This is a genomic window from Thiomonas bhubaneswarensis, assembly GCF_001418255.1.
GTDB classification, from domain to species: domain Bacteria; phylum Pseudomonadota; class Gammaproteobacteria; order Burkholderiales; family Burkholderiaceae_C; genus Thiomonas; species Thiomonas bhubaneswarensis.
The window spans coordinates 20,242-37,776 of sequence record NZ_LIPV01000007.1 but is presented as its reverse complement, the minus strand read 5'-3'; the positions used below and the strand labels follow the sequence as shown (position 1 = coordinate 37,776).

Sequence of the window (17,535 nt, the reverse complement as noted above, 5' to 3'; positions counted from 1 at the left end):
AAGGGAATTCGATCATGACTGATATCGTCATCGTGTCCGCCGTCCGTACCGCGGTCGGCAAATTCGGCGGCTCGCTCGCCAAAACGTCGGCCGTCGATCTGGGCGCCCGGGTCATCCAGGAGGCCGTGGCTCGCGCCCGCCTGGAGCCGGGGCAGGTCTCCGAAGTCATCTTCGGTCAGGTCTTGCAGGCCGGGTGTGGCCAGAACCCGGCGCGGCAGGCCAGCATCAAGGCCGGACTGCCCGACATGGTGCCTGCGATGACCATCAACAAGGTCTGCGGCTCCGGCCTGAAGGCGGTCATGCTGGCCGCACAGGCGATTCGCGACGGCGATGCCGACATCGTCGTGGCCGGCGGCCAGGAGAACATGAGCGCTTCCCCGCATGTGCTGCCGGGCTCGCGCGACGGTCAGCGCATGGGCGACTGGAAACTGATCGACACCATGATCGTCGACGGCCTCTGGGATGCGTTCAACCACTACCACATGGGCACCACGGCCGAGAACGTCGCCAAGAAATATGGCATCACCCGCGAGATGCAGGATGCCTTCGCCGCGGCCAGCCAGAACAAGGCCGAAGCCGCTCAGAAAGCCGGACGCTTCGCCGATGAAATCGTGCCGGTGATGCTGCCGCAGAAGAAGGGCGATCCGGTCGCCTTCGCCACCGACGAATTCGTGCGTCACGGCGTGACGGCGGAAAGCCTGGCCGGGCTGCGCCCCGCGTTTGACAAGACGGGCACGGTCACTGCGGGCAATGCCTCCGGCCTCAACGATGGGGCTGCTGCCGTGGTGGTCATGTCGGCCAAACGCGCTGCCGAACTCGGTCTCAAGCCGCTTGCGACCATCCGTGCCTATGCTAATGCGGGCCTCGATCCGGCCTACATGGGCATGGGGCCAGTGCCGTCGTCCACGCGCTGCCTGTCGCGTGCGGGCTGGACACCGCAGGAACTCGACCTCATGGAAATCAACGAGGCCTTCGCCGCCCAGGCCATCGCCGTGAATCAACAGATGGGTTGGGACACGGCCAAGGTCAACGTCAATGGCGGGGCGATTGCCATCGGCCACCCGATCGGCGCCAGTGGCTGCCGCATTCTGGTGACGCTCTTGCACGAGATGAACCGGCGTGATGCCAGGAAGGGCCTGGCCTCGCTGTGCATCGGCGGCGGCATGGGCGTGGCCATGGCGCTGGAGCGGTGATATTGAGCATCGACCTATCAAGAACCAAAGCGAGGAGAACGACATGAGCAAGAAAGTGGCCTACGTCACGGGCGGCATGGGTGGGATCGGAACCGGCATCTGCAAACGGCTGTGCGAGGCCGGGCACAAGGTGATCGCGGGCTGCGGACCCAATTCCAGCCGCAAGGACGGCTGGTTGGAGACGATGCGATCGCAGGGTTACGACGTCTACGCCTCCGAGGGCAACGTGGCCGACTGGGAGTCGACCAAGGCCGCGTTCCAGAAGGTTTTCGTCGAGCACGGCCAGGTGGACATTCTGGTGAACAACGCGGGCATCACCCGCGATGCCGTGCTGCGCAAAATGACCTACGAAGACTGGGATCTGGTGCTGCGCACCAATCTGTATTCCATGTTCAACGTGACCAAACAGGTGATTGACGGCATGGTCGAGCGGGGCTGGGGGCGCATCATCAACATCGCTTCGGTGAACGGAGAAAAGGGCCAGTTCGGTCAGACCAATTACGCCGCGGCCAAGGCCGGCATGCACGGCTTTGCCATGTCGCTGGCGCTGGAAGTGGCCTCCAAGGGCGTGACCGTCAACACCGTCTCGCCGGGCTACATCCTCACCGACATGGTCAAGGCCATCCGCCAAGACGTGCTCGACAAGATCGTGGCGTCGATTCCGGTCAAGCGTCTGGGTACGCCCGAGGAGATCGCCTCGATCGTGGTGTGGCTGGCCAGCGAGGACGCCGGTTTCACCACAGGCGCCGAGTTCAGCTGCAATGGTGGCCTGCACATGAGCTGATTGGAGCTGATCGCCCGGACGGGATGCGGGCAAGCCACAGTGGCGTGGGTCGGGGAATATGGTTCAATCGGCCTCGAAAACATGCCCGCTCCCATCTTTCCGACCGGATTGCAACGACATGCCCAAAGCCGACTCGTCTCAGCGCATCATCAAAAAGTACCCCAATCGCCGTCTCTACGACAGCGAGGCCAGTGCCTACATCACCCTGAGCGATGTCAAGCAACTGGTGATGGAGGGCACGCGCTTCGTCGTCCAGGACGCCAAATCGGGCGAAGACCTCACGCGCAGCATTCTGCTGCAGATCATTCTGGAGGAGGAAAGCGGCGGCGTGCCCATGTTCAGCACCGTGATGCTCGAGCAGATCATCCGCTTCTACGGGCATGCGATGCAGGGCATGATGGGCAGCTATCTGGAAAAGAACGTGCAGGCCTTTATCGACATTCAGAACCGGTTGAGCGAACAGTCGCGCGGCATCTACGACAATGCCGCGCTCAACCCGGAAGCCTGGACGCAGTTCCTCAACGTGCAGAGCCCCATGCTGCAGAACATGATGGGCAACTACCTCGAACAGAGCAAGAATCTGTACATGCAGATGCAGGAGCAGATGCAGGAACAGGCCAAGCAGATGCTCGGCGCCTTCCAGCCGCCAGCGCCCAAGAAATGAAGCCCCGCTGAGCCGATTCCCCTTTGGTCTTCGGCGACAATAACGGGATGGAAACACCTTCAACGTCGCCCGCCGCAGCCGCGGCGCCAAAAATCGGCTTTGTCTCGCTCGGCTGCCCCAAGGCACTGGTGGACTCCGAGCGCATCCTGACCGAATTGCGCGCCCAGGGTTACGACACCTCCAAAAACTACGCTGGGGCCGATCTGGTCATCGTCAACACCTGCGGCTTCATCGATGCGGCCGTGCAGGAAAGCCTCGACGCCATTGGCGAGGCGCTGGCCGAAAACGGCAAGGTCATCGTCACCGGATGTCTGGGAGCGCGCGTTGACACGGCGACGGGCCACAATCTGGTGCGCGAAGTGCACCCCAAGGTGCTCGCCGTCACCGGGCCGCACGCCACCGACGAAGTGCTGCATCATGTGCATGCGGCCTTGCCCAAGCCGCACGATCCCTTCGTTGACCTCGTTCCGGCCGCCGGCATCAAGCTCACCCCCAGACATTACGCCTATCTGAAAATCAGCGAGGGCTGCAACCATCGTTGCACCTTTTGCATCATCCCGGCCATGCGGGGCGATCTGGTGTCGCGCCCGATCGGCGACGTTCTGAACGAAGCGCGCGCGCTCTTTGCCTCGGGCGTGAAAGAACTGCTGGTGGTCAGCCAGGACACTTCAGCCTACGGCGTGGATGTGAAGTACCGCACCGGGTTCTGGGATGGCCGCCCCATCCGCACCCGCATGACCGAACTGGTCGAAGCGCTGGGCGCGCTGGCGGCGGAGCACGACGCCTGGGTGCGGCTGCACTACGTCTATCCCTATCCGCACGTCGACGAGGTTCTGCCGCTCATGGCGCAGGGCCGCATCCTTCCCTATCTGGACGTGCCGCTGCAGCATGCGCATCCCGACGTGCTCAAACGCATGAAGCGACCGGCCAGCGGCGAGCGCAACCTGGAGCGCATCGCGAAGTGGCGTGAGATCTGCCCCGAGCTGGTGATCCGATCGACCTTCATCGCCGGATTTCCGGGCGAGACCGAAGAGGAGTTTCAGACCCTGCTCGATTTCGTTGAGGAAGCCGAGCTCGACCGAGTGGGCTGCTTTGCCTACTCGCCGGTGGAAGGCGCCGCGGCCAACGCGCTCGCCAACCCGGTGCCCGACGCGGTTCGAGAGGAACGCCGCGCCCGCTTCATGGCGGTGGCCGAGGCGGTTTCCACCCGCAAGCTGCAAAAGCGCGTGGGGCAGGTGATGCGGGTTCTGGTCGATCAGGCCAGCCGCGAGGGCGGTTTGGGCCGCACCTATGCCGATGCGCCCGAGATCGACGGCAAGGTGCATCTGCTCCCGCCCGACAAGCCCTCACACAAGATGCGGCTGGCGCAAAGCGGCGGTCAGTTCGTCCGCGTGCGCATCACCCGCGCCGACGGCCACGACCTCATCGGCGAACTGATCTGACGGGATCGCCGGGGGGGGGGGCAGCTTGCGGCTTAGCTCCCGCCGACCGCGGCTTTCAGCGCGGCCAGATCACGCGGGAACTGGATCTGAGTGATCTTGCCCTGGGCCAGATGCAGCACCGTGACGGCGTCTTTTTCGTGGGGCATGAAGGCACATTGATCCGCCTTGTTGGCCAGCAGGATCGAATAGGGCCGCTTGCGCATTTTCGGCAAGGCGAAGGTCTGGGTCACGAATCCCGGCATGCCGCTGATGTCGGCCAGAAACACGATGCCTCGCTGGCGCATGGCCTCGACGCCCAGGGCGGTGAGGTACTCGTTGACCACGTCGGAAGGCGCCTTCTCCACGGCGAACAGCACGACCCTTGTGTCAGCCCCGGGGAAAGGTTCCGGCTTGCCGTGCTGATTCTCGAAGGTCGTTGACGGAAGACCATCTCCCACTCCCAGCGCAGCCGCCACGGCCAGGGCGGGCCAGCCCAATACGGTCGATACGGCGGCGGCCATGATGAACGTGCGACGTTGCATGCGAACTCCTGTGTCCAAATGCAACATCAGAACAGACGCTGGCCGCCCGGTTCCCGCGAGAGCCCAGCCAGCCGCTCGCGCAATTGCGACCGATCAATCTGCACCACCCGTCGGCATGGTGCGACGGGTTCGGGTTTACACCTTACAGATGAATGCCGAAGGCCGACATGTTTTTGTAAATCATGTACACGGCCACCACCGCCACCAGCGCGGCAAAAATGATGTTGAGCGTTCCCTTGCTGCTCTTGCCCAGATGCGTGGCAAGGCGTGCTCCGAACACACCCCCGGCGATGCCGCCGGCGATGTAGAGGCCCGCGACCGTCCAGTCGAGTAGACCGGAGCTGGCGTAGTTGATGGCCGTCGTCAGGCCGAAGGTGCCCACCGAGAACAGTGACGAACCCACCGCAGCCAGCATAGGCATGCCGGTGGCGAACACCAGTCCGGGAACGATGAGAAAGCCGCCGCCGATGCCGAAGAAGCCCGACAGCGTGCCCACGATGGCCGCGGAAACGATCAGTTTCCACAGCGAAAACTGTCCTGGATGGCCCTCCATATCGCCCGGCTTGACCTTTTTGGGGCGAACCATCAGCGCCGCGATGACCAGCATCAGGATGGCAAACAGAAACAGCAGCTTCTTGCCATCCACGGCCTTGCCCAGCGAGGAGCCGATAAACGCGGCGACTGCACCGACGATCGCAAAGATCACCGCCTCCTTCCAGCGCACATTGCCAGCGCGGGCATGCGGGATGAGGTTCAGGTAGGCGTTGATCGAAACCGCCAGGGCGGTGGTGCCGATGACCACGTGTGGGTTGGGATAACCCACCAGATACAGCAGGAGCGGCACCGCGAGGATGGAACCGCCGCCGCCGATCAGGCCGAGCGTGAAACCGACTGCCGCGCCGGAAACGACGGACAGAATATGTTGGGTCAGGGTCAGGTCTGCGAGCATGGTGGTCACAGCATATAAGAACCGTCTTATGGGAGCTGTGAGGATTTGTGCTGATTTGTGGCGAGGCGATGGCGGATGTCGCAGCAGGATGACCGGCGTGACAAAGCGTAAAGCATGCCTGGCGTTTGTGACATGTAGGCAATCCGTCAGCCGGATTGCCGAAGCTTCGTGCAGGTCGGCAGATTGCGGGCCCGCAAAACGGGCAAACCGTTTTGCTTCCTGAAAACAATGAGGAGAATGAAATGGCTGAGAAAATGGCAATCAATCCCGCGCCGCTGGGGTTATCCGGCTTCGCCTTGACGACCTGGCTGCTGAGTATGGTGAATGCCGGCTGGTTTCCAGGCGCTGACGTTCCGATGGTGCTCGCAGCCGCGTTTGCGTTCGGCGGCACAGCGCAATTTGTCGCCGGTGTGATGGAAGCCACCGTGGGCAATGGCTTCGGCTTCGTGGCTTTTTGCGGGTACGGCGCGTTCTGGTGGAGTTTTGCACTGTTTGTCGACTTCTTCGCCAAGGGCGTCGGCGGACCGTTCGTCGGCTGGTATCTACTGCTCTGGGGCGTATTTACCACCTATCTGTGGATCGGCACATGGAAGAAGGGGCGTGCCCTGATGCTGGTATTCACCGCGCTCGTTCCCACGTTTTTCCTGCTGGCGGCTGGTGCGCTCACCGGAAATGGCGGCCTGAGCATCTTCGGCGGCTACCTGGGTTTGATTACGGCTGCCTTGGCGTTTTATCTGGCTGCTGCCGAAGTCATCAACGAGGCTTGGGGCCGCATCGTATTACCGGTTTGAATCCGCGCGGTGTGACAGGCTCCTGTGACATGCTGCCATGCAGCAGATATACGCCTGAATCAGCATGAACTTATTCAGGTAAACGTCAGTTTTGCATTGCAGCATTCAGGCACGAGTGCCGCGTCCGTTCCGAATCTAGTTCGGCCGGACGCTGCCAATAGGCGCGGCTGCCCGATCAGGCAGACCGGGCACTCGGACAACGAGCCTGTTCACATCATGAAAAATCGCTGGATCATTCTGGGCGCGGCGGTCACCCTGTCCGCGCCGTTCGCGTGGGCTGGTCTGGGCCAGGTCGATCTGACCCCATCGATCCGAACCGCTGGCCCGAGCGTGGCCACCACATCCGCCAGAATCGTGGCCCGCTCCATGCCCGACAGCCTGCAGATTCGCGCAGCCAAGGGGCCGAATGGGATGCCGGTGCAGGAGTACATCGCCGCGGACGGATCGCTTTTCGCCATCACCTGGGCCGGACCGCGGCATGTTCAGGCGCAAGATTTGGTGCGACAGTTTTTCCCTCACGCAGCGGCGAGCAGCGATCATGCCGCACACGAGATGCAAGCAGTGGTGCGCAGCGCCAGGCAACCCTGGGGCAACGAAGGTGTTGCTTACCTTCCTGCTCTGATGCCTATGGATTTCGACCCAAATACCTTGGCGCCCTGATTTTCGCCCGCAGGTCGAGCAGGGCGAGAGGCTTGGAGAGAGTCACTGACCCGTCGAGGTTCTGGCCCACAACGGTTTCAGGCGGACGCGCAGCGCTTCGTATTCCCGGTTGATCCGGGCGATCTCCGCGTTCTGGCCCACGATCAGGTCATTCTCCTGCTGGGTTAGCACCTTGTTTTCGTCGAGCTTGGTGCGCAGTTCCAGCGGCAGAGGGCCTTGGGGATAGAACTGCGCTTCGATGCGCAGTTGCTTGAGTTGGCGCTCAAGGCTTTCCAGTCGCTTGCGTGCATCCTGAATCATCGTCTGGGGCCGATTCAGATCGTTGATCCTCGAGGCTTCGAGCGCGGCCTCATTGGGATAACGCAACAACAACGCACGATCCTCGCGCTGCTGATCACGCTGTTGCCGGGCCTGGTTTCGGGCAGCTTCCTGAGCCTGGGCCAGTGCCGCCTGCTCCTTGACCGTCAGGATGCGACGGCGAACGGTGCCGTCAGGCCCGATGACTTTGCCGCCGTAGGTCAGGCAGTCGTTCGTCATGCGATCGCTGGTGACCAATGTGCCGTTGGCATCACGACAGAGGTAGATGTCCGCATGCGCGCCCTGTGCAACGCACAACAGGACGGCGAAGATCGTGGAACTGAAGCGACGCACGGTCAAGTTCATGGACAACAAAAACGTGGGTGCTGCAACAATGGGGTGGCAGGGGATCGGGTTGACAGGTTTCTTATTGTGCCTTGGTTTGTGATCTCACAGGCCCGTCGCATTCGATCACCCGAACGTCAAGCCCACAGGGGCTTGAAGCCTTTCGATCAATTCAAGTTCTAAGCCAGAAATCTCCTATGTTGCCATTTCCTTTGCGCGTGACCTCGCTCAATCTCAACGGCGTTCGCTCAGCCGCTGGCAAGGGTGTCGATGAATGGTTGAGGGAGCACGCTCGCCCCGACGTGCTTTGCGTGCAAGAGCTCAAGGCTCTCGATGCCGACATGACGCCGGCACTTCGCACCCTCGGCGGTCTGCCGGGTGCCGCTTTCCAGTACGCGCAGAAGGCGGGTTACAGCGGCGTGGGCCTTTACTGGAAGCACGAACCCGACGAGGTGCGTATCGGCTTCGGCCATGACGAGTTCGATGCCGAAGGCCGGTATGTCGAAGCGATCTACAAGCAGCCGGGTGGCGGGCGCCTGTCCATCGTGTCGGCTTACTTTCCCTCCGGCTCCAGTTCGGAAGAACGCCAGGACGCCAAATTCCGCTTCCTCGCGGACTTCTATGAACACCTGTGCGCTTTGAAGTCGGCGGGTGATGTGCTTCTGTGTGGCGACATCAACATTGCCCACAAGGAAATCGACCTCAAGAATTGGAAAGGCAATCTCAAGAACAGCGGCTTCCTGCCCGAAGAGCGCGCCTGGATGACACGCCTGCTCGAAGAGGCTGGTTATGTGGACGTGTTTCGCCAACTCGATCCCGCGCCGGATCGCTACACCTGGTGGAGCAACCGGGGCCAGGCGCGTGCGAAGAATGTGGGCTGGCGCATCGATTACCACCTCGCCACCCCGGCCATCGCCGCTCAAGCCAAACCTAGAAGCGCCTGGATCTACACCGAGCAGCGTTTCTCCGATCACGCGCCGCTGACCATCGACTATGCCTGATGGCGTGAGGTTAGCCGCAGGCAACAAAAAAGCAGCCTTCAGGCTGCTTGATGGTCGCTGGTGGGCGGTACTGGGATCGAACCAGTGGCTTCCACCGTGTGAAGGTGGCACTCTACCGCTGAGTTAACCGCCCGAAGTGCGCTCGGTTTGCAAAGCGCAATCAGCAAAGACTTCCATTATTGCACACTTTTTCCGATCACCGGGCGTCTTCTTGATCGGGGCGGGGGCGCCAGATGCTCTTGCCGTTGCTTTTCTTGTCGAGCAGCCGCAGGAATGACTCGTGTGCGGCCATCTCTTCCGTGCTGGCCGCGGCAACTGGCAGATCGAATCCATCGAGCGCGTGTGCCGTGACGTTGAGTTGTTGCTGCGGGGTTTCCAGGTCGATCACCAGGCTGTCCTGGCCCCGCGTCAGGCTGAGATAGACCTCGGCGAGAAGTTCGGCGTCGAGCAGCGCGCCGTGAAGGGTGCGGTGGGCGTTGTCGATGCCGAATCGCTTGCAGAGGGCGTCGAGATTGTTGAACTTGCCCGGAAACTGCGACTTGGCCATCACCAGGGTGTCGGTGATCTGCGCCACATGGTCTTTGAAGGCGGGGCGGCTCAGACGTTCGAGCTCGGCATCGAGAAATGCGCAATCGAACGGGGCGTTGTGAATGATGATTTCGGCATCGCGCACGAATTCGAGCAGATCATCGGCGATCTGCTCAAACCGCGGTTTGTCGGCGAGGAACTCCTCGGTGAGGCCGTGGACTTTGAGGGCGTCGGGATGACTGGCCCGATCCGGGTTGAGGTAGGCGTGATAGTGCTTGCCCGTGAGCCTTCGATTGAAGAGCTCCACGCCGGCGACTTCGATGATGCGATCTCCGCTGGCCGGGTTGAGTCCGGTGGTCTCGGTGTCGAGGACGATCTGGCGTGTCATGTGGGATGGGGCTCAGGCAGAATACGAGGTTTGCTGCGCCGCCCGATGAGCGGCCAAGAAGCATGCGCTGGGGCGATTCTCCAGGCCCCGAGTTGAGGCCGAAACGGTGATCGCTCCTGCCCCATCGCGCAGCCCTAAGCCTACCCCAGTTGCCAGCCGCCGCGAGATGCGGGCCGGCCCGACCATGAGCACGAACGATTCCGAGCAGATCCGCAGGCGGCGTACTTTCGCCATCATTTCTCACCCCGATGCGGGCAAGACCACGCTGACCGAAAAGCTGTTGCTGTTCTCCGGCGCGATTCAGATCGCGGGGAGCGTGAAGGCGCGCAAGGCCAGCCGACATGCCACGTCCGACTGGATGGAGATCGAAAAGCAGCGCGGCATCTCGGTGGCGTCGTCGGTCATGCAGATGGAATGGCGCGACTGCGTAATCAATCTGCTGGACACGCCCGGTCACCAGGACTTTTCCGAAGATACCTACCGTGTGTTGACCGCCGTGGATGCGGCGCTGATGGTGATCGATGCGGCCAACGGGGTGGAAGAGCAGACCCTGCGTTTACTCGAAGTCTGCCGGGCGCGCAACACGCCCATTCTGACCTTCGTGAACAAGATGGACCGCGAAGTGCGCCAGCCTCTCGACCTGATGGACGAGATCGAGCGCAACCTGGGCATGGCCGTGGCGCCGTTCACCTGGCCGGTGGGCATGGGGCGCGATTTCCATGGCGTGTTCGACCTGCGCCTCGACCGCATGCGGGTGTTCCGGCCTGGCGAGGAGCGGGTGCGCGACGACGATCAGATGCTGACCGGTCTGGACAACCCGGAATCGGTGCGGCGCTTCGGTCAGGCCTACGAACAGGCGCAGGGCGAAATCGGCTTGTTGCGCGATGCATCGCCTTCCTTTGATGCGGCGGAGTTTCTCGCCGGTCGCCAGTCGCCATTGTTTTTCGGCTCGGCCATCAACAACTTCGGAGTGCAGGAGGTGCTCGACGCGTTGGTGGAACTGGCACCGTCGCCCCTGCCACGCGCGGCGACCACGCGCGTGGTGCAGCCCGATGAACCGAGCTTTACCGGCGTGGTGTTCAAGATTCAGGCCAATATGGACCCGGCGCATCGCGACCGCATTGCCTTTGTGCGCATCGTTTCGGGTCGTTTCGAGCGCGGCATGAAAATCCGGGTCGGGCGCACCGGCAAGGACATCCGGCCTGGAAGCGTCGTCACCTTCATGTCACAGCGGCGCGAGTTACTGGACGAGGCTTTCGCTGGCGACATCGTCGGCATCCCCAATCACGGCACCCTTCACCTCGGAGACAGCCTGAGCGAGGGAGAGGAACTGCAGTTCACCGGCCTGCCGTTTTTCGCGCCCGAGATGTTTCGCGTCGTCGAGATCGCCGATCCGATGCGCAGCAAGCAGCTACGCACTGGTCTTCAGCAATTGGGCGAGGAGGGCGCCATCCAGGTCTTTCGCCCTGCGACTGGCGGCAGTCTGCTGCTGGGGGCCGTCGGCACCCTGCAGTTCGACGTGGTGCAGCACAGGCTGAAGTCGGAGTACGGCGTCGATGCGCGCATGGAGGGCAGCAAGTACCGCATGGCGCGATGGTTCACCTGCGACGATCCGCAGGCGCTCAAGCGCTTCATCGATACCAATGCCCACCGTATCGCTTACGACGTGGTCGATGCACCGGCCGTGCTGCTGACGCACGCCAGCGAGTTGCGGGTCATGCAGGAACTCGCGCCCAAGATCCAGTTCCACACGCTGCGCGAGCATGCCGGTCAGGTGTTCAAGGCTTCGATGCAGACCTGACAGGCGCCTGGCCTCGCTTACCCTGGCAGAGGCTGCTGCAGGCTTGGGCAGACGACGCCACGGTAGGCATGCCAACTGGCATGCCCGATCACTGGCAGCACGATGATCCATCCCAGCCCGAAAGGCAGCATGGCCAGCAGGCTGATGAGGCCGATCAGAGCTGCCCAGCAGATCATGGCGACCGGGTGTTCGAGGCAGACGCGAAGGCTGGTCAGGGCTGAGGTGATGGCGTCCACCGGGCGGTCGAGCATCATGGGAATCGAGATCACACTGATGGCAAACACCAGCCCACCGAACAGCAAGGCGACGCCCAGATAGACCAGAACGAAGGTGAGATTGCTTGGGTCGAGCAGCAGGCGCAGCACACCGCCGGTCTCGGGCATGCCGGCATCGAAAAACAGGGCGAACACCACCAGCGCGGTGCGCCCCCAGAGAAGTTCAATGACCAGCAGCAATCCGGCGAAGATGGCCACACTGCCGCGATGAGGCCACCAGCAGCGGATGCAGAAATTCAGGCGCGCCTTCTGGTTGATCTCGCAGCGGCGGCTGGCTTCCATCAGGCCCATGGCCAGTGCCGGCCCGATCAGAAGCAGGCCGGCTGCCAGCATCAGGGTGTATTCCGGTGTGCTGGCCAGGGTCCACACCAGCAGCCAGCCCAGCGCTGTGAAAATGACACCGTAGGTCAGTCCCACCACGGGGCAGCGGGCGAAATCACGCCATCCTTCGGCAAGCCAGCGAAAGGGCGTGTTCCATCGCAGCGAGCACACGCTCACGCGCGTGCGTGTCTCGGCTGCCAGCGGGTGGCGCTGTGCTTCTTCGGGGGTCATGAAGGTTCTCCTCCTTGGGGGGCGCCTGCTTTGGGCGCCCATCAATGAGGAGACTAAGGTGCGGCAAACGGTCGCACAACCCGGGATACTACGGGGTGTTTATCGTGATATCTCAATAAACCAATATCGCAGCATTCAGTGGTGCCGACGACTGCGCCGGAACTCGTCGACGATCAGCAGCACCGCACCGATGAAGATGGCCGAATCGGCGAGGTTGAAGGCAGGCCAATGCCATTGCCGACCATTGAGGGTGAGATAAAAGTCGAGGAAATCGGTGACCTTGCCCCAGAGAACCCGGTCGATCACGTTGCCCATGGCCCCGCCGAGAATGAACGCCAGTCCAAGGCTGAACAGAGCCTTGCCGCGATTCTTGAACATCAGCCACACGATGAATGCCGAGGCGGCAAGGCTCAGGCCGGTGAAGAACCAGCGTTGCCAGCCCGGTGCGCTCGCGAGAAACGAGAACGCCGCCCCGGGGTTGTGGATGTAGACGAGGTTGAAGAAGTCGGTGACCGGACGGCTGCTGTCGAGCGGCAAGACCTGCCGAACCCAGGCCTTGCTCAACTGGTCCGCAAGAATGACGATCAGCGAGACCACGAGCCACGGCCAGACGGCCGCGCGGCGTGGATGGAAGGTGGCGTCAGAGAGAGCGGAAGGCATGATGAGTTCACAGCCTCTCAGGCGATGTGGCGCGGCTCACCGGCGCCGAACAGATTGCTCACGCATCGACCACAGAGACCTGGGTGGGCCGGATCGGCGCCCACATCGTCACGCCAATGCCAGCAGCGCTCGCACTTGAGATGGGTCGTGGGTGAGACGGCGATACGCAATTCACCGTCTCCCTGATGTAGCGTGGCCCTGGAGGTGATCAGCACGAAGCGCAGATCGTCCTGCAGCCGGGCCAGGAGTTCATGCACGGCTGGCGGCGCGTAAAGATCGACTTCGGCCTGCAGCGAGGCACCGATCTTGCCTTGCTCACGCAGCGCCTCGATGTCCTTGTTGACAGTCTCCCGAACGGCGCGGATGCGAGCCCATTGTTCGAGCATCGGGGCGGCGTCGGGCTGCTCGGGCCACTGCCAGTAGGTTGCGGTGAAAATGCTTTCGCTATTGCCGACCAGGGCCCAGGCTTCTTCGGAAGTGAAGCTCAGAAAGGGCGCCATCCAGCGCAGCATGCCTTGGGTGATGTGCCATAACGCGGTCTGTGCGCTGCGACGCGCGAGGCTGTCGGGCGCGGTCGTGTATAGGCGATCCTTGAGCACATCGAGGTAAAACGCGCCCAGGTCTTCCGAGCAATAGACCTGCAGCTTGGCCACCACGGGGTGAAACTCGTACTTGTCGTAATGCGCCAGAATGACCGACTGCAGGCTCTGCGCATGCGCCAGCGCCCAGCGATCGAGCTCGAACATCTGGCTCAGCGGCACGGCATGCCGAGCAGGGTCGAAATCACTGGTATTGGCCAGCAGGAAGCGCAGGGTGTTGCGGATGCGACGATAGCCATCGACCACGCGCGCGAGGATTTTGTCGTCGCCCGCAATGTCGCCGGAATAGTCGGACGCGGCCACCCATAGTCGGATGATCTCGGCGCCGAGCTTGTTGCAGGTCTGCAGCGGGTCGATGCCATTGCCCAGCGACTTGCTCATCTTGCGGCCCTGGCTGTCCACAGTGAAGCCGTGGGTCAGCAGCCCTTTGTACGGCGCGCGGCCGTACATGGCGCACGAGGTGAGCAGGGAAGAGTGAAACCAGCCGCGATGCTGGTCGTGGCCTTCCAGGTAGAGGTCGGCCTGGGGCCCCTCGGCATGACCGGCGCCTGCATGGCTGCCCATCAGCACCGTGGTGTGCGTGGTGCCGGAATCGAACCAGACTTCGAGAATGTCGGTGCTCTTGGTGTAGTGCGCCGCGTCGGCCTCGCACCCCACGCGGGCGAGGATGTCTGCGGCACTGGCCTTGCTCCAGGCCTCGATGCCGCCTTGCTCCACCATCTCGGCGGCAACATCGAGAATGTCCATGGTGCGGGGATGCAATTCGCCGCTGTCTTTGTGGAGAAAGAAGGGGATGGGCACGCCCCAGCTGCGCTGGCGGCTGATGCACCAGTCGGGCCGGTTGGCGATCATGTCGTGCAGACGAGCCTTGCCGTTTTCCGGATAGAAGCTGGTGTGCTCGATGGCGTCGAGCGCCATTTGGCGCAATGTCTTGGGCGCCTTGTCCTTGGTGAATACGCCTTCGCCTTCATCCATGCGGATGAACCACTGCGCCGCCGCGCGGTAGATCACCGGTACTTTGTGACGCCAGCAATGCGGGTAGCTGTGGGTGATGGTGTGCGTCGCCATCAGCCGACCGGCGTCGCGCAGTCGCTCGATGATTTGAGGCACCGCCTTCCAGATGTTCTGGCCCCCGAACAGCGGGAAATCCGGGGCGTAGCTGCCGTCGCCCTGCACGGGGTTGAGGATGTCCTCGTAGGCCATGCCGTGTGCGACGCAGGAGTTGAAGTCGTCGACACCGTAGGCAGGCGAGGAGTGAACGATGCCGGTGCCATCGTCCGCGGTGGCGTAGTCGGCCAGATAGACCGGCGACAGCCGCCGGTAGCCTGCGTCCACGTCATAAAGCGGATGCCTGAACGCCAGCCCGCCGAGCGCCTTGCCGGGTACGGTGGCCACGACGTTGCCTTCGAGCCCATAGCGGCTCAGGCAGTCGGTCACCAGACTGCTGGCGAGCACCAGATAGCCTCGCGGCGTATCGACCAGGGCGTACTCGATGTCCGGGTTGAGATTGAGCGCCTGGTTGGCAGGCAAGGTCCAGGCCGTCGTCGTCCAGATGACGGCGAAAGCGGGCTTGGCCGCATCAGGCAGCGCCGCCAACCCGAATGCCGTAGCCAGTGCCGCAGCATCGTTGGCCTCGAAGGCGACATCGAGGGTCTGCGATTTCTTGTCGGCGTACTCGATCTCGAACTCGGCTAGGGAGGAGCCGCAGTCGAAGCACCAGTACACGGGCTTGAGACCGCGATAGACGAAACCGCGCTCGATCACCCGCTTGAAGGCGCGGATTTCAGCCGCCTCGTTGACGAAGTCCATCGTCTTGTAGGGATGGTCCCAGTCGCCCAGCACACCCAGCCGCTTGAAGTCGGCGCGCTGCTGGTCGATCTGCGCTGCGGCGTAGGCGCGGCTCTTGGCCTGCATTTCGTCGCGTGGGAGTTTGCGGCCGAACTGCTTTTCGATGGCGTTCTCGATCGGCAGACCGTGGCAGTCCCAGCCTGGGATGTAGGCCGCATCGAACCCAGCCAGTTGCCGGGCCTTGACGATCATGTCCTTCAGGATCTTGTTGACCGCATGCCCCATGTGAATCTGGCCGTTCGCGTAAGGCGGGCCGTCGTGAAGCACGAACTTCGGCGCGCCCACCCGAGCCAGCCTCAGCCGTTGATAAAGACCTTCTTCATTCCAGGTCTGGATCCACTGCGGCTCGCGCTTGGGCAGGTCGCCGCGCATCGGAAACGGCGTGTCGGGCAGATTCAAGGTAGACCGGTAATCGGGCTTTCCGGTATCGGGGGAAACGGGTTGATCCATGGGATTCCTGGCGGGGCTGAAGCCGTCGGCAAACGGCTCGGCGGGAGGAGAAAACGGCTCGGTCAGCTCGGAGCCTCGTTGCCAATGTGCGAACGGGCGCGCCAACCAAAGGGCGAACGACGCCTGTTGGGCCCATCGCCGTCAAATTCGGTCGCGCGTGGTCTGCCGGGCGAGTTGGGCGAACCAAGCTCGGGCCTGATCGCTGTCGTGCTGAATGGCAGCGGTCAATTGGTCGAGATCCGGGTAGTGCGCTTCATCGCGCAGTTTGTGCAAGAGTTCCACTCGGATGAGTTTACCGTAGGCATCTCCACGCCAATCGAACACATGCGTTTCCAACAGCACGCGACCCTGATCCTCGATCGCAGGTCGCGTGCCCAGACTGGCCACTGCAGGAAGCGGTGTGTCGTGCAGACCGAACACCCGAGCGACAAAAATGCCGCCGAGCGCCGGGCGGGCACGGTCAAACCGGAGATTCAAGGTGGGAAAGCCCAACTGCCTGCCCAACTTGGCGCCGTGCATGACATGCCCGGAGATGGCGTAGGGGCGGCCCAACAGCCGCTCGGCCATTTGCATATCGCCGCGCTTGAGCGCATCGCGCACGGCCGAACTCGATATGCGCAAATCGGTTTCGGTCACCACAGACATTTGCTGCGCTTCGGCGCCTGCTTCGCGCATCAGGCGATCGAGCTGCTCGAAATGGCCGGCGCGCTTGGCGCCAAAGCGGAAATCGTCGCCGATCAGCACATATCGGGCCTTGAGCCCGTCAAGGACGATGCGAGCGACAAAATCCGCAGGCGACAGGGCAGCGAGGTGTTGGTCAAAACGCAAAACCACAACCTGCTGCACACCGGCGTCGCCAAGCGCACACAGCTTGTCACGCAGAGTCGAGATATGGGTGGGAGCAGACTCGGCGTGACCTTGAAGTGTTGCAAAAAAATCACGCGGATGCGGCTCGAAGGTCAGGACGGTAGGGGTCAGTGCACGGAACCGTGCCGTTTGCACCAATTGGTGCAGCATCGCCTGGTGACCGCGGTGCACCCCATCGAAGTTGCCGATGGTCAAGGCGGTTCGGGCTGCCAGCAGTTTGTGATGAAATCCGCGAAAAACGTGCATAAAAACAGTCAGTTAGAGCGCATGCGCGCTGTGATGGCGTCTCGGAGTCAGGAAGCCTCGCCGCATGGGCCCGGATGCGCGGGATGCACTGGATCGATGCGGCCATCACAACCTCCGCCTTGATTCGCATCTGCATCAGGCAGGCATTTTCCGCGACATTGAGCATGAGGCGCGGTTCGGCGCTCGGGGCGGGGAAGACCCTGCGCCGAATTGTCGCGCGCGCAGGTTTTTTGCGTGTATAGTTGAAGCGCAGTCGAAACAAGAGCCTGTTCATCGTTTGCCTGGATGGGCTTGTGACGGTTTCACAGTTGTGATTTCCCGGGCTTGTTGAAGATTTGCACTCATCTATATTTTCTTTAAAGGTTGATTCATGGCTACCGGTACTGTGAAATGGTTTAACGAGTCCAAAGGCTTCGGCTTCATCAAGCCCGATGAAGGCGGCGAAGACCTGTTCGCTCACTTTTCTGAAATTCAGGCCAAGGGTTTTCGTACCCTGCAAGAAAACCAGCGCGTCGAATTCACGGTGAAGGCCGGCCCGAAGGGTCCGCAGGCTTCTGCCATTCGCCCGCTGTAAGCACACTTAAAGCATATTGCCGCGCCCGAGCCTAGGCTGGGTGCGGAAAAATCAACCGGCCCAGAGCCGGTTTTTTTTCGCCATCCGCGCCGGGCCCGAC

General features: G+C 62.2%; 17 protein-coding genes and 1 tRNA gene. 9 read left to right on the top strand and 9 right to left on the bottom strand.

Annotated features, from left to right (window positions below):
* The first annotated feature begins 14 nt into the window (after window positions 1-14).
* From ASC45_RS10285 to rimO, 4 genes are all read left to right on the top strand, one after another.
* Window positions 15-1,193, top strand: coding sequence for an acetyl-CoA C-acetyltransferase (locus ASC45_RS10285; protein ID WP_055450955.1), 1,179 nt, complete (start codon window positions 15-17; stop codon window positions 1,191-1,193).
* A 43-nt stretch (window positions 1,194-1,236) separates the two neighbouring features.
* Window positions 1,237-1,977 (top strand): acetoacetyl-CoA reductase, encoded by a 741-nt coding sequence (phbB, locus tag ASC45_RS10280; RefSeq protein WP_055450954.1) that lies wholly within the window; start codon window positions 1,237-1,239, stop codon window positions 1,975-1,977.
* A gap of 118 nt (window positions 1,978-2,095) precedes the next feature.
* On the top strand, window positions 2,096-2,641 hold the full coding sequence (gene phaR / locus ASC45_RS10275; protein WP_055450953.1) for a polyhydroxyalkanoate synthesis repressor PhaR: 546 nt from the start codon (window positions 2,096-2,098) through the stop codon (window positions 2,639-2,641).
* Window positions 2,642-2,688: 47 nt separating this feature from the next.
* Entirely contained in the window at window positions 2,689-4,083 is a 1,395-nt protein-coding gene (gene rimO / locus ASC45_RS10270; RefSeq protein WP_055450952.1) for a 30S ribosomal protein S12 methylthiotransferase RimO, read from the top strand.
* A 32-nt stretch (window positions 4,084-4,115) separates the two neighbouring features.
* Here rimO and ASC45_RS10265 read toward each other — a convergent pair whose 3' ends face one another.
* On the bottom strand, window positions 4,116-4,604 hold the full coding sequence (locus ASC45_RS10265; RefSeq protein ID WP_055450951.1) for a hypothetical protein: 489 nt from the start codon (window positions 4,602-4,604) through the stop codon (window positions 4,116-4,118).
* A gap of 142 nt (window positions 4,605-4,746) precedes the next feature.
* Entirely contained in the window at window positions 4,747-5,814 is a 1,068-nt protein-coding gene (locus ASC45_RS10260; protein ID WP_245610023.1) for a sulfite exporter TauE/SafE family protein, read from the bottom strand.
* Between ASC45_RS10260 and ASC45_RS10255 the strand changes: the two genes are divergently transcribed.
* Together ASC45_RS10255 and ASC45_RS10250 are read left to right on the top strand one after the other, a co-directional pair.
* Window positions 5,796-6,344, top strand: a complete 549-nt coding sequence (locus tag ASC45_RS10255; protein ID WP_055450950.1) for an acetate uptake transporter — start codon at window positions 5,796-5,798, stop codon at window positions 6,342-6,344. The genes ASC45_RS10260 and ASC45_RS10255 overlap by 19 nt on opposite strands.
* Window positions 6,345-6,560: 216 nt before the next feature.
* On the top strand, window positions 6,561-7,004 hold the full coding sequence (locus ASC45_RS10250; protein ID WP_055450949.1) for a DUF2844 domain-containing protein: 444 nt from the start codon (window positions 6,561-6,563) through the stop codon (window positions 7,002-7,004).
* Between the two features lie 42 nt (window positions 7,005-7,046).
* Here the strand turns inward: ASC45_RS10250 and ASC45_RS10245 are convergent, their stop codons facing one another.
* Entirely contained in the window at window positions 7,047-7,667 is a 621-nt protein-coding gene (locus tag ASC45_RS10245; RefSeq protein WP_055450948.1) for a DUF4124 domain-containing protein, read from the bottom strand.
* 176 nt (window positions 7,668-7,843) lie between these two features.
* Between ASC45_RS10245 and ASC45_RS10240 the strand changes: the two genes are divergently transcribed.
* Complete coding sequence (locus ASC45_RS10240) at window positions 7,844-8,647, top strand: exodeoxyribonuclease III (protein WP_055450947.1); 804 nt, start codon at window positions 7,844-7,846, stop codon at window positions 8,645-8,647.
* A 58-nt stretch (window positions 8,648-8,705) separates the two neighbouring features.
* Here ASC45_RS10240 and ASC45_RS10235 read toward each other — a convergent pair.
* Together ASC45_RS10235 and dnaQ are read right to left on the bottom strand one after the other, a co-directional pair.
* Window positions 8,706-8,780, bottom strand: a tRNA-Val gene (locus tag ASC45_RS10235).
* A 63-nt stretch (window positions 8,781-8,843) separates the two neighbouring features.
* On the bottom strand, window positions 8,844-9,563 hold the full coding sequence (dnaQ, locus tag ASC45_RS10230) for a DNA polymerase III subunit epsilon (RefSeq protein ID WP_055450946.1): 720 nt from the start codon (window positions 9,561-9,563) through the stop codon (window positions 8,844-8,846).
* 184 nt (window positions 9,564-9,747) lie between these two features.
* Here dnaQ and ASC45_RS10225 point away from each other — a divergent pair, with 184 nt between their 5' ends.
* Window positions 9,748-11,364 (top strand): peptide chain release factor 3, encoded by a 1,617-nt coding sequence (locus ASC45_RS10225; RefSeq protein ID WP_141655773.1) that lies wholly within the window; start codon window positions 9,748-9,750, stop codon window positions 11,362-11,364.
* Window positions 11,365-11,381: 17 nt separating this feature from the next.
* On the opposite strand, the gene ASC45_RS10220 is transcribed toward ASC45_RS10225, so the two are convergent.
* From ASC45_RS10220 to ASC45_RS10205, 4 genes are all read right to left on the bottom strand, one after another.
* On the bottom strand, window positions 11,382-12,191 hold the full coding sequence (locus tag ASC45_RS10220) for a DUF2189 domain-containing protein (protein WP_055450944.1): 810 nt from the start codon (window positions 12,189-12,191) through the stop codon (window positions 11,382-11,384).
* 135 nt (window positions 12,192-12,326) lie between these two features.
* Window positions 12,327-12,851, bottom strand: a complete 525-nt coding sequence (lspA, locus tag ASC45_RS10215) for a signal peptidase II (protein WP_055450943.1) — start codon at window positions 12,849-12,851, stop codon at window positions 12,327-12,329.
* A 17-nt stretch (window positions 12,852-12,868) separates the two neighbouring features.
* Entirely contained in the window at window positions 12,869-15,748 is a 2,880-nt protein-coding gene (ileS, locus tag ASC45_RS10210) for an isoleucine--tRNA ligase (RefSeq protein WP_055450942.1), read from the bottom strand.
* A 141-nt stretch (window positions 15,749-15,889) separates the two neighbouring features.
* A complete protein-coding gene (locus ASC45_RS10205; protein ID WP_055450941.1) occupies window positions 15,890-16,861 on the bottom strand; it encodes a bifunctional riboflavin kinase/FAD synthetase in 972 nt (323 codons plus the stop codon).
* Between the two features lie 370 nt (window positions 16,862-17,231).
* On the opposite strand from ASC45_RS10205, the gene ASC45_RS10200 reads away from it, so the two are divergent.
* Window positions 17,232-17,435, top strand: coding sequence for a cold-shock protein (locus ASC45_RS10200; RefSeq protein ID WP_055450940.1), 204 nt, complete (start codon window positions 17,232-17,234; stop codon window positions 17,433-17,435).
* The last annotated feature ends 100 nt before the right edge of the window (window positions 17,436-17,535 follow it).